This window comes from Pirellulaceae bacterium (assembly GCA_019636385.1).
Lineage (GTDB): Bacteria > Planctomycetota > Planctomycetia > Pirellulales > Pirellulaceae > Aureliella.
Genome location: JAHBXT010000003.1, coordinates 703,266 through 716,271, shown reverse-complemented (window position 1 = coordinate 716,271; position 13,006 = coordinate 703,266). Strand labels below are relative to the sequence as shown.

The following is a 13,006-nucleotide window of genomic DNA, read 5'->3' as shown; positions in this document are numbered from 1 at the left end:
CCATCCCGCCCCATACCGTAAAAACTCAATGTCGTTCACGAACCATTCATGCCCATCCCACCCCGTTCCTGCGAGACGTTGGCCGTCTGAGGTACGAGTTGCGTTGGTTGGGCTGCTCCCATGGATTGTTCTCACTACTCCAACCGCACCTGCCGCTCAACCACTGTCACCACACCACCAACCAGCGTTGCACACGTTGGAAAGCCATCGTCAAAATTGAAATCAGGTCCTTCCAGCACAACCTCTCGCGACCAAGTTGTACCGCTAATCGTAGAGACGCCACTTGTTGCAATAATACGGTACCAGCGGAAGTACGGATAATGAGCTGCTGTTGGCCCCGCAAAAGGGAGCATTCTCCCGAGCAACAACCAGTCTCCAACACTTAACGTATCGCTAACTTCGGAATTACACGTCAATTCAATGCGCCCACCTGTACCCCCTAAAAAATTGCCCGACAGCGGCCTCACCATGGTGAGACGCTCACCTCTGGCTGATGGCAGTTCAAGGTGGTTCAATTGATGGTCATGCCGGTTGAATACGACAAAGGAAACCAGTGCATGCCTGCCAATATCTGCGTCCCACTCATTGGGTACAACTGTAGCCATCCAGGTGTAACGCCCTTCCGTAAGCGACTTAAGCCTATTACCGCTGCTGTCAATTGCGAATAGCCGTTCGGCGGGAACCGAGTCGCGATCGGCTACTGGCAAGCTAGGATCGATAAAAGTATCTCCGACAAGCTCATCCACAGATCCAAAAATATCTACGATGGATTCACGCTCCAAGATTCGATCAGTCGAGGGCGCAAGGGTAACACGAATCATGCGCGGCTGGTCGGGTATCCCACTTGGAGCATGGATCGGACTGGAGCGTGGATCGTACCCATCATCGAAATACGGAAATACAGACGCTCTATAAGCATGAGGTGGATTGTTGACATGGTCAGCGAACAGGTTTCTTCTGTCCTTATCTGAATATGCCCATGACATCAGGTGTGGGTCAATGCAAACAGGCACATGGCCCTTTGTCCGCGTGTGCTTTACAGCTCCGAGGCGTGAACCGGTACTGACTGAGTCTGGCAATTCTGAAAATTCTTGCCAGCCTGGAGGGTTGCCGTTATAAACAAAATCGCGATACCAAGTCCACTTGAGCCCGCCTCGCATCGCACTCGGACTAGGCTGGTAAAATCCTCGAGCTATAAAACTGTCGGCCCAGGAGAGTCCGAGCGACAAAGCGACGTTGTGCGAGTTGGCTTCACCGGCGTTGCGTGCCGCTATCGGAATGATGGAGGCTATCCCGATCAGCCCCACGATCACCACCATCGTGGCAAACAACACTTCCAGCACCGTCACCGCCGCTCGCCGCCCCATCCCAACCGGCTGCATGTTCGAGGCACCGCCCATCCCCCGCCGCTGCGTGAGCGAAGGACTGTTTATCACGCTCTGCGTGAGATTTGAAGCTGAGTTGTTTGGGTCTGCAGTCCTACCCGTACTCATTGAAATGCTACTCGTACTCGATTCGGGCCTGTCGACCGGGAACACGAGTACCGCCAAGGGCTGAGGACGAGTTCCGCCAAGGGCTGAGGACGAGTACGATTTGGTACTCGCGCGGCCGCCGGTGCTGCATCGCTGATTGGTACGGGGGAGTCGGATCATGCTACTCTCACAGCTCACTTAATTGCGGACTCCCGAAATGGCCAATTGCCGTGACTGCCGAACATAGTTGGCAAACGGATTAGTGGGATCTCGGTTTGCGCGCAGTTCGGCAATTGTTGCCTCGATGGTACTCTCGTCGACCGCAGCTAACGGGGAACTCTTGATCTCGCCGGTGAATGGATTGCAGGAGATCCACACATTCTCCAGGTCCAACAAATTGCTAGGCGGTAACTCGCCACCAGCTTGCTGCAAGGCCGCAATCTGAGCAGCAGCCGTAACGTTCGGATTTGAAGACGAATGCCCCGGCAGAACTTGGTCTGCGCGGCCGACCATGAGGTACAGGTTGGAATTCACTTCGGAAAACCGAGGGGGCAATTGCGTTCCGTTCACACGATCTTCGTGCATCAAATAAGAAACTCTGCCTTGGCCGTCAAACACAATCCCTACTCGACTATGGTCCGCCGGTGTAGCAAATCCATCGATTCGTGCTGATACTTGAGCGAGTCCATACGCTCCGCCGCCTGCCCCGCTGTCAGCGACGCCTATTCCTGACAGAGACAGATCAACGCAGGCACCTCGCGGAAGCGTTATTGCTCCAACAAGTGATTTCGTTGGTTGGCGGTAGATTCGGAACTTTACTTCTGTTGTCGTACTTGAAATCGGTAGCAGCGTTGGAGATGCAGACAGACCCACTTCGTAAACGTTGTGAAGCGGATACCCGCGCAGAACCTTTTTGTGCAGCAAGTCGTTATATTCCGACGGCGGATTGAAAAAATGCACTTGAACCTGGCTGGGATTCGCATCATTCGGAATACGCGTAATGCTCTCGATGCGGAACTTGCCCTCGTGACCGACGAATTCAATCCAGTCACCGGGTTTAAGAAATCCATTTACCGAAAATCCCGAAGCCACTTGGGAAAAGGGAATGCTAATCATGTCAGCATGCTGATCTGCCGGTCGCGTAGTAAACCCATCGGCCATCACTACCAGCGGCACATCACTTAATATGCCAGACGCGTTTAAGTCATCGCCCATATACGGAGGAAAGACTTCGCCGAACTGTAAGCGAGTGACCGTGTAATTCGAGGGAATAGGATTACTGTTTGTATCGCCATAGGGACTCACGCGATCGAAGAATACGGCTACGGGGCGGCCGTTGGTGACGGCGCGAATCTGGGCGTTTTGCAAATACTGCTTGACCAGGATGGCGGCTTGACTGACCTTGTTGCCGCGCATCAGGCTGCGAGCTGCGGTCAGTGAGATCGAGGCCAGGATAGTCAAAATGCCCATGACCATCAGCAGTTCGACTAGCGTCAGACCGCCGCGTGTTGGCGCGCGTTCGCCCCGCCTGCACGCTCTGATGAGCGTAGCGACGTTGGTAGCAACAAGCTGTTTACAACTTCTCATCGCTACTGCCCTAGTATGATGTCGTGGTTGGTGATGTTGTCGGTTGGGGCTTCATTAGCAATGCCCAAAACGTGAGTCGGTGTTGCCCCCATCTGATTAGCGCGAAAACCCCGGTGATTGTTGCTTGAGTCGCGGTCATTCGGGTCATTCTCAGTGAATGGTGGATGACTGCTTGCACCATTGGGAACGCTATTCGCATAATCCCAAGTGAAAAATGGATCAATATAGAATCGCGAGCCTTGCGGCATCAGCGCATAGGCAATTGGCAAGGAATTAATGCTTTGGCCAGGTTCAGCGAAATCATCGTGGTCAAACACGACCCCAAAATTCCCGTCTGCTCCAGCCGAGACAATGAGAGGAATGACTGTCTTGGGCTGCTGACTTTCTGGCCAGTCTGAACTACGATAACGCCAATCTGTTCTCTGCGGGTCCATTGCATCGGTGCCTGAGTACCGATTCAAGTCGCTGGGATAGCCAGCAGGCCAGCGAATCCAATGAATTGCATTTCCCCAGGCGTCGATGAACTCTAATAGTCCATCTTCGTCGGTGTCCCCGATCTCGGACGGACGAAAGTACTCCAGTGCTGAAGACCCACCGTATGTTGAATTGGCGATTATCAAATAGAGCAGTTCACTCGACTGAATGTGCTTATTCCATTGCTTAATCCGGTCCAAGGCCTGCCGAGCATCAATGCCCTGTCCATCGGGAAAATGAGAACGTGGCTGTCCCGTGAGCGGCGCTATGCCGCTTGAGGGCAGTTCACTTGGGGGCAACAGAGGGGCGGTCTGACGCAGTTGATCAATTTCAGGATGAGGGCTATTGGATATAGCCTGAAAAAGCGCGCCGTAAATATTCCCGAAGCGATGCGGGTAGGCTCGCTGCGAAAGATAGGCATTTGTGAAACCTGCCCTCAATGCGGCGTCTTCAACGCTCTCTGGGACCAGATACCCAGGGCTCACGTAGTAGGAGGGTTCAAAAAGTAAGTCGCTAACACGATCTGGCATCTCCATGCGCATGGTGTCGCGAAGTACCTGCATGCGTAGGTGAGCTTGCATTTGAGGCAGAGGTACCGTCGGCTGAACACCGGGTGGTAGGTTCGCAGATTGGTTGAACAAGCGAAAGCTCTCCAGCCGCACGTCTACCGGTCGATAGCGATACTCTTCCCACTGCGTGAGGATGATGTCGTTCAGCTTGGTGATGGTGCCGCGGGTGCGAGCGGCGCGGGCGTCGGATTGCGCTCCCAGCAGCGCGTAGGTCAACATGCTGACCAGGAAGCCCAGAATACCCATGACCACCAGCAGCTCGACCAGCGTAAAGGCGGCTCGGCAGGTACCACGCTCCACCCTCTGGCGACGGTGGCTACCAGTAACGCAACTGCGGTTTGTGTTGATTTTTGTCAACATTACATTTCGACTCGTACTGATCCGCTGGCTCTCTCAATCATCGCCTGCGCCTCAGTCTGCAACGTTCTTCTCAGCCTGAGACGGAAATGGGCGCAATTTCCCTAACAAACTAGAAGGTAGTGCAAGGAATGTGCCAAGAAAAATTGATGTTGGATAATCGGGAATTGAGAATGAAAATTTGGGTTGATTTGGAGTTGATGATTGTGGATCGCAAATCTGAGATTTCAGATTTCCGAGCCACTGCAGGCCGGATGAGCTGGTAGCCGATGCATTTTTGGACGAGCACAGCGTTAAGGCAGTGAGTCCTCTAAAGGGCCGTCCGAAAAATTGGTGACGTTGTCAAGTTGCGGACTGGGACCAGTGCTGTCCGATTCTTGGTAGTTGCCACCGATATCCTCTGAGTCCGTAACATTGATTCTCTTACCACTCGGGAAGAAAAATAGTTGTGTCCCCAGCTTCGAGCCGCCGAAGTGATCATCCAGTCCGGCCGAAATAATTTGAAAGGTCTTGTCATTCATAAAGCGATAGTACTTATCCGGGTTCGATGGTGTGAAATTCGTATTGATTTGATCGGACCGCAGCGGCTTTGCAGCTCCTCTATCCACCGTCGAATTCGTAAGGTCGTAGAGTCCTACGCTGTATGTAGCGGCCGAGAAATAGACGACTGGTGTCGACTTGCCGCGAGGTTTGTATGTTGGCATGAAATCCGCATCTGGTGTTTGTCCTGGGCCAGTGAATAGCTCTGCTTCATCGGTAGAGATTACGATTCCTTGATTTGGGTCAACAATTGCGGTGAGTCGATCTAGAGACATCGGAAAAAACCCTTCATTGCGATCGATGTTGTACTGTCTACGTAGGTTTGGTTCATTCAGCCTGTTCGAGCGAACTGGAACGCGAGTGCTATTAGGCCCAGGTAGATCAAGCAGTATAGGTCCGCCTGCTCCCGTGAATGGATACTGCGGATCGTTGCTGAACCCTCCCAAGCAGAATACCAGTGCTTCGGCAGGATCCATGACCGTGGTTCGTGAAATACCGTCCTGATCCATTGCGTGTAAATGTGAATTAGCTGTTCGATAAACTGCGGTGAACTCGCTCTGAGCCATATTGGGAAACACACCCTTAAAATGCGCTTCAAAAGCAGCTCGGCTGGAGCCGTCGGGTGGGTAGCTGTCGTATTTTAACTTGTAGGATTCGACGGCTTGCGCCAGGTTCATAACCTCCATGGCGATGGCCCGCTTCTGGATGGTGCGCGAGGCGACGTTGTAGCCGGTAATGGCCAGCCCAGCGATGACTCCAATAATGGCGATGACCATCAACAGTTCGACGAGCGTAAAGGCGCGGCGATGGGAGGTGCGACAGGAACCGGACGCTAGCGCGTGGCGGCTGTTAGGCTGGTGAGGGATTAGGCTGAGCATGGCTAGCACGCCTTTCGAATTATAGAGAGTTGGGAAGGTGGTTGGGTAATTTGAAATAGCAGATTTGAGATGGTAGATTCGGAATTAACGAACCGCGTGTAATAGGGTGGTACTTTGTAGCTAGCGTTACTTGACGCTACGGCTAGCTGGTCGTCATTGCGTTGTCGTCCATTGAAAAATCACCACGCTGTGGCCAGTGTAGCTACCCAAACGATGGGCGAGCGTAGCTACGTTACTTGGCACTGGATAGCTCGGTGATCAATTTGATGAGCGGCATAAACAACGAGATGACGATGAAGCCGACGGCAAATCCCAGGAAGCAGATCAGCAAGGGTTCAATCAACCGCGTCAGGCCTTCGGTCATCACATTCACTTCGTCGTCATAGGTGTCGGCAACCTTGTAAAGCATGGTATCCAATTCACCGGTCTCTTCGCCGACGTCTACCATGTTCACCACCAGTTCGTCGACGACTCGTGTGCGCATCTTCATGACATAAAACAGTGCGCTCAGCAGAATACCGACGCCCAGCACATAGGCGCCCACCATCAACAGCGATTCCATCGAATCCTTCTGCGCACCAGCCCGTCCGGCCGTAAGTGCCACCGACAGCACCATCACCCCGGGAAACGCGCCGGTCATGCACCAGAAAAACAGGGCCATCGGTTGAAAGCCGGGCGTGGCGTTGTCGCGCAGCGGCTTGCTGATGACTTCGCCTTCGCGAATGGCTTCGCTGACTTTGGTAAAGATACGCTCGAACATGGCATTGCCCGCCGTTTCGCGGGTGATGTTCAGAGCCTCCAAAATGGGCACACCCGAGGCCACCAATGTTCCCAAGGTGCGCGTGGTTCTGGCCAGCGTGTTCTTTTCCACCAAGCCACCAAACACCGGCAATTTGAGCATGAACATATCAAAGCCCATGCGACCCGAGCGGAATTTGCGACACAGTTTGACCAACAGCCAGAAGCAGAACGGAATCAGCACCAACAAGAACCAATAGTTGACCACGTAATTGCTCATCGCAATCAGCAGCAAGGTTGGCGGCGGCAGGGTCAGTCCGAATTCATCGAACATCTTGGCAAAGTTGGGTACGATGTACCACATGATCAAAGTCAATATCCCGCAGGCGATCAGCACCACGGCGATCGGGTAGATCATGGCGCCTTTGACCTTGCGCTTGAGCGCCTCGGAACTCTCCAAAAAGTCGGCCAGGCGTTGCAAAATGGTCTCCAACGCACCACCCGCCTCACCAGCTTTGATCATATTCACGTACAAGCGGTTGAATACCTTGGGGCTCTTGCTCATCGCTTCGGACAAGGTCGAGCCCGTCTCGATCTCGTCGCAGGTATCCATCAGCGAGTTCTTGAGTTTGCCGGGCTTGCTGTTGTTTTCCAGAATCTTCAGACTGCGCAGGATCGGCAGACCGGCGTCTTGCAGGATCGACAATTGACGCGTAAAAGCGCAGATATTCTTGGTACTGGCTCCGCCAATGGCGAAAGGCCGCTTCTTCTTTTGCCCAGCAACCGCAGCTTTGGCAGCGCCCTTCTTTACCTGGATTTTGGTAACGAAGTAGCCCATCTGCCGAATCGTGGTCTGGGCTTCTTCTTCGTTAGCGGCCTCGATGATGTCCTTAATTTCTTGGCCTTTAGCGTCCATGGCCTCAAATTGAAAGGTCGGCATGGCGTTGGTCCTTCGGTAAAAATCGGTAATGAATTGTTGGGCGTAATGTCGTCGTGCTGATACTGTGGTCGGGTTGTCCCCGGCTTACGCAGGGGGTGGGATGGTTGGTTAATCGGCGATGGTTTCACGCAGGATTTCGTCAGCGGTGGTGATGCCTTGATAGACATAGTTCATGCCGTATCTGCGCAGCGGAATCATACCGAACTCTTCGGCCTTATCGCGCAGTTGGTCGGTGGTGGCGTTAGACATGATCATGTCGCGTAAAGTGTCGTTCATGATCATCAGCTCAAACAGGCCGATGCGGGCCTTGTAGCCGGTGTTGTTACAATTGTCACAGCCTCGACCGCGATAAAACTTCTTGTCTTTCACCGTTTCTGGATCGACTCCCAGATCCATCAATATCTCGCGGCTAACCTGAGTCTCCTCGCGGCAGTTGACGCAAATGCGACGCACCAGACGCTGGGCCAGAATGGCTTCGACGCAGGCGGTGATCAAGAAGGTCGGAATACCCATGTCCTTCATACGGGTGATGGTGCTGGGAGCGTCGTTGGTGTGCAGCGTGCTGAATACCAAGTGGCCAGTCAACGAGGCCTGCACCGCGATCTCAGCCGTTTCCACATCGCGAATCTCGCCGACCAGGATGATGTCGGGATCCTGCCGCAAAATGGCCCGCAGACACGAGGCAAATGTCACTCCGATTTCATGATCGATGGGAATCTGAATGATGCCATCGATATCGTATTCCACCGGATCCTCGGTGGTGATCAGCTTGTCTTCGATCGAATTCAACTGGCTGAGCGCCGAATAGAGCGTGGTGGTTTTGCCCGACCCGGTCGGTCCGGTAACCAGCACGATACCGTTGGGCCGATCGATGATCTTCAGAAAGGTCGTGAGCGTGTGTTCATCCATGCCGACGTTGTTCAGGTTCAGCGACACGACCGAGCGGTCCAAAATTCGCATGACCACGCTTTCGCCAAACAGGGTTGGCAGCACACTGACGCGCAGGTCCACTTGGTGACCACCCACCATCAGCTCGATACGACCGTCCTGCGGCAAGCGCCGTTCGGCAATGTCCAGATTGGCCATGACTTTGATGCGCGTGGTAATGGCAAAGGCCAAGTGGCGCGGCGGCGGCACCATTTCGTACAACACACCTTCGGCCTTGATGCGGATACGGAATTCCGTCTCGAACGGCTCAAAGTGGATGTCGCTGGCGTGATCTTTGATGGCCATCAGCAACACCATGTTCAGCAGCTTGCGAACCGGAGCGCTGTCGGCCAGGGCTTCGGCGTCACTCAGGTTAAAGGCGCCGTCTTTGGACAATTTGGAGGCCGCTGTGATCAGTTCATCGTCCTTGGCCAGGTTCTCGATGATCCGTTCCATCGTATCGACGTCGGACGAATAGTACTTGGCGATCATGGCGTCGATATCACGATCGGTGGCCACTACCAGTTTGATGTCATATCCCAGGAAGGTGCGGAGTTCGTCCTGGACGCGCAAGTCTTGCGGATTGCTGGTTGCCACAGTGAGCGCTGATCCGTCGAACTGAACCGGAATGACGCGGTACATCTGCGCCATGGTTTCGGTCAAATGCTTCAGCAGATCGGGCGGCAATTGGGCGTCAGACAATTCCACGGTCTGCATGTGAAACTGCTCGGCCAGCGCCTGTGCCAACTGGGCTTCGGTAATCAGCCCCAGGTCCTCGGCGATTTTGCCCAGCAGCGCGCCGGGGCGCTGCTGCTGTTCATCCAAGACGACCTGCAACTGGTCGTCGGTGATGAAACCCAGGTCAACTAAGATTTGGCCGAGACGTCGAGTAACCATAGGGATATGAAGGGTGGAGGGTGAAATTGACTAGAGATGAATGTTGAATGCTTGTGACTTTTTGTCAGTACTCAGGCCCCTAGACTGCTGCGTCCTCGCCGACGGTTGGATTGTCGTAAATACCTTTGCGGGCGTTGACGACACGTTTGGCCAGATCGTCAGGGCGATGGCTCTTGGACAACACATCTTCAATCGTGCAGACGCCGTCCTGCCAGAGCTTGAACAGCGCGTCGTCCATCAGGTTCATGCCGAATTTTGCCCCGGTCTGAATGGCCGAGTTGATTCGGAAAGTCTTGTTCTCCCGAATCAGATTGGCGATCCCGGGCGTGACGACCAGGACCTCATAAGCCGCCACGCGACCGCCGCCGATACGCGGTAGCAACGTCTGAGCCACTACGCCGATTAAGGATGTGCTGAGCTGTGTGCGAATCTGGTCCTGCAAATTCCCTGGAAAGGCGTCGATAATACGGTTGACGGTACCTTGAGCGCTATTGGTGTGCAGCGTACCAAAGACCACGTGGCCGGTTTCTGCCGCGCTAATGGCGGCTTGAATCGTCTCCAAATCTCGCAATTCACCCACCAGAATGACATCCGGGTCTTGTCGCAGCGCGCGGCGAATCGCCTCGGAAAAGCTGGGCACATCCACGCCCACTTCACGCTGATTGATGGTCGACTTCTTGTGCTCGTGGTAGAACTCGATGGGGTCTTCGATCGTGATGATGTGATGATCGTGAGTCTCGTTCAGAAAGTTGATCAGGCTGGCCAGCGTGGTACTTTTTCCCGAGCCGGTCGGACCGGTAACCAGCACCAGCCCGCGAGGCCGCTGAACCATATCAACCACCGATTGGGCCAGGCCCAGCTGTTCGGGAGTCAGCTTGTCGTTGGGAATCTGCCGCAAAACCATTGAAATGTTGCTGCGCTGCTTGAAGATAGACACGCGGAAGCGAGCCAAATCGCCAAACGCAAAGCCGAAGTCGGAACTGCCGTTTTCCTGCAACTCGCGTTGGCAGCGATCCGGCGCGATACTCTTCATCAGCGCCACGGTGTCTTCCGGTTCCAGCACCTTCGTGTCCAGCTTGCGCATGCGACCATGCAGGCGAAATACCGGTGGCTGGCCCACGACGATGTGGATATCGCTAGCACCCTGCTTGACGCAGGCTTGCAATAGTTTGTCAATCAGTACGGTTGCCATAGAAGATTACAAATCCTGAGCGGAACTTTGGAACTGGACGAGTGTTTATTTGCCCGTGGCGCTGTGCGACGAGCTTGGCAAATAGCTTGTAAAAGCTTGTCGTAGCTACTTTGGTATCGCAACTACGTTCGCCAGGGCGTGGTGTGGATAAGCATGACGCCCCGGCAACCCTACCGCGCAAGCGACGGCAGCTACAGTCAACTCACCTTGCATTGTATTTGGAGTTGGGGGGATAAGTCTAACCGCTGGGGCCCACGGACGCGGCTTAGGAAGCCCGTAACCATGGCGGTGCGCCGTTTGTACACGTTGTTCCGAAGGTGCCGACGCAACCACAAGCGGTTGTACCCGGCCCTGGCCGCTTGTGTGGCGGGCGAGCGGAAATGTGGTTAGCCGCGACCGGCACACGGACCGCCACCTAGCTCTTGCCTTCAAGGAATTCCCTGAAGACCATCTGCAGGGCAATGCGATCCTGCTCGGTCCGCTTGGCAACGCGATAGACCTCTTCCAGCGTCGTATAACCGCGCAGAACCTTGCGTACCCCGTCGCAGTAAAGGGTGGTCATTCCCTCCTTAATGGCTTGCTCACACAGTTGAACGGTCGATTTTCCTTGAAACATCATTTCGCGGATACGGCTGCTGACGACCATCAACTCGTAAATTCCCATCCGACCACGGAAGCCCGATTTCTGACAGTAGCCGCATCCCTTGCCCCGCATGAACTCAGCCTTGGCCGCCACCTCAGGCGGAATTTCGGCCTCTTCCAGCACGGCCTTGCTGAGCTTGACAGGCGCCTTGCAACGCTTGCAAATCGTCCGCACCAAACGCTGGCCAAGGACCGCCACCACCGAACTTGCCACCAGATAGGAGGGAACGCCCATATCGGTCATACGTGTAACAGAACTGGGCGCATCGTTCGTATGTAGAGTACTAAAAACCAGGTGTCCAGTCAAACTGGCCTGGATTCCCATGGAGGCAGTCTCAGAATCTCGCATTTCGCCCACCAGGATGATATTGGGAGCTTGTCGCAGCATGGAGCGGATAATGCGTGCAAAGTCTAGTCCGATGTCGTGGCGGACTTCCACCTGATTGATCCCCGGCAGGTAGTATTCGACCGGATCTTCGGCTGTGATGATTTTCCGGTCAGGCCGATTCATGGCATTCAAAGCGGCATACAGCGTGGTCGTCTTGCCTGAGCCGGTCGGGCCGGTCACCAGCATAATGCCGTTGGGGCGTTTGATTGTATTGGTGAAGATCTTAAAGTCGCGTTCACTAAGACCCAGCTGCCGAACACCAATCTTGATGTTGTCCTTGTCCAGCAAGCGCATGACCGCCGATTGGCCGTGGTTGGTGGGGATAAAGCTGACACGCAGATCCAATTCTTTTTCGCCGACAGTGACCTTGATCCGTCCATCCTGCGGACGACGGCGTTCTGCGATGTCGATGCTGGCCAGAATTTTAATGCGCGACAAAATGGCTCCCAGTAGGCGGCGGGGTGGGCTGTCGCGTTCGACTAAAACCCCGTCGATGCGGTAGCGGATTCTGACTCGATCCTCGAACGGTTCCACGTGAATGTCGGAGGCGCGCAGCTGGACCGCTTCCTGAATCATCATCTGCACCAGGCGCACGACAGGTGCGCTGGAGTCGTCGGCCATTTCCACCGCAGCACTATCCTCGGCCGTCTCGGTGAAGTCGATCTGAGTATCGGTGAACTCCTGCAGTATGGAGTCCGCCGATTCACCTTCGACCTGGCCATAGTAGCGGTTAATCGCTTCCTGGATGGCGTCGCGGGGCGCTAAGGCGGTTTCGATGCGGCGATTGAGGATGAACCGCAGCTTTTCCGTCGTTTCCAGGTCAAACGGATCGCTCAACAGCACATGAATCACGCCATCTTCTTCGGCGTAGGGAATCACGCTGTTTTCGCGAGCCACCGATTCGGGGACCAACTGAATGACTTCGTCGGGGATCTTGACGGTGCTCAGGTCCACGAATTGCAGTTTGTGGAACTCAGCCAGGGCGTGGTAGATCTGATCGGCCTCAGCGTAGCCGCTCTGAATCAGGGCCTCGACCAGACCGATATTCGAATCTGCAGCCGACTTGCCGACTTCGTTGATTTGCTCCGAGCTGGCGATTCCACGTCGTATCAGCAGGTCCGGGAAACTGCGGATTGATTTGTCCATTTCTGATCCTGTGGGAAAACGAGCCATCACTGCCTGTTATTGTACCCGGCCAATAGCCAACTCAGTAACGGTATTAGGTAAGATTTGTACAATTCTGACTCTGGCGCGTGGCGCCGGAATCGGTTAAGATTGCAGGCGACCGTTCTCTCCAGTGGTGGGCCCGGCGCGGGAGGCTTACCAATCGCACGTAGACGAACTTTGTCATTAGCAACCAGCATTGAATTTAACCCACTATTTGAACAGCCCCGCCGCTCCCACC

8 protein-coding genes are annotated in these 13,006 nt (G+C 54.5%); all 8 read right to left on the bottom strand.

The features are described from left to right. Positions 1-134: 134 nt before the first annotated feature. Positions 135-1,436, bottom strand: coding sequence for a hypothetical protein (locus KF752_13495; GenBank protein ID MBX3422562.1), 1,302 nt, complete (start codon positions 1,434-1,436; stop codon positions 135-137). A 234-nt stretch (positions 1,437-1,670) separates the two neighbouring features. After that, positions 1,671-3,059 carry a prepilin-type N-terminal cleavage/methylation domain-containing protein gene (locus tag KF752_13490; GenBank protein MBX3422561.1) on the bottom strand — a complete coding sequence of 463 codons (1,389 nt, stop codon included), beginning with the start codon at positions 3,057-3,059 and terminating at the stop codon, positions 1,671-1,673. A gap of 2 nt (positions 3,060-3,061) precedes the next feature. Continuing rightward, positions 3,062-4,462, bottom strand: a complete 1,401-nt coding sequence (locus tag KF752_13485) for a type II secretion system protein (GenBank protein MBX3422560.1) — start codon at positions 4,460-4,462, stop codon at positions 3,062-3,064. Positions 4,463-4,752: 290 nt separating this feature from the next. Further along, a complete protein-coding gene (locus tag KF752_13480) occupies positions 4,753-5,877 on the bottom strand; it encodes a type II secretion system protein (GenBank protein MBX3422559.1) in 1,125 nt (374 codons plus the stop codon). A 232-nt stretch (positions 5,878-6,109) separates the two neighbouring features. Further along, a complete protein-coding gene (locus KF752_13475; GenBank protein ID MBX3422558.1) occupies positions 6,110-7,555 on the bottom strand; it encodes a type II secretion system F family protein in 1,446 nt (481 codons plus the stop codon). A 108-nt stretch (positions 7,556-7,663) separates the two neighbouring features. Then, on the bottom strand, positions 7,664-9,379 hold the full coding sequence (gene tadA / locus KF752_13470; GenBank protein MBX3422557.1) for a Flp pilus assembly complex ATPase component TadA: 1,716 nt from the start codon (positions 9,377-9,379) through the stop codon (positions 7,664-7,666). A gap of 79 nt (positions 9,380-9,458) precedes the next feature. After that, complete coding sequence (locus KF752_13465; GenBank protein ID MBX3422556.1) at positions 9,459-10,571, bottom strand: type IV pilus twitching motility protein PilT; 1,113 nt, start codon at positions 10,569-10,571, stop codon at positions 9,459-9,461. Positions 10,572-10,986: 415 nt separating this feature from the next. Continuing rightward, on the bottom strand, positions 10,987-12,747 hold the full coding sequence (locus KF752_13460; protein MBX3422555.1) for a type II/IV secretion system protein: 1,761 nt from the start codon (positions 12,745-12,747) through the stop codon (positions 10,987-10,989). Between the last annotated feature and the right edge of the window lie 259 nt (positions 12,748-13,006).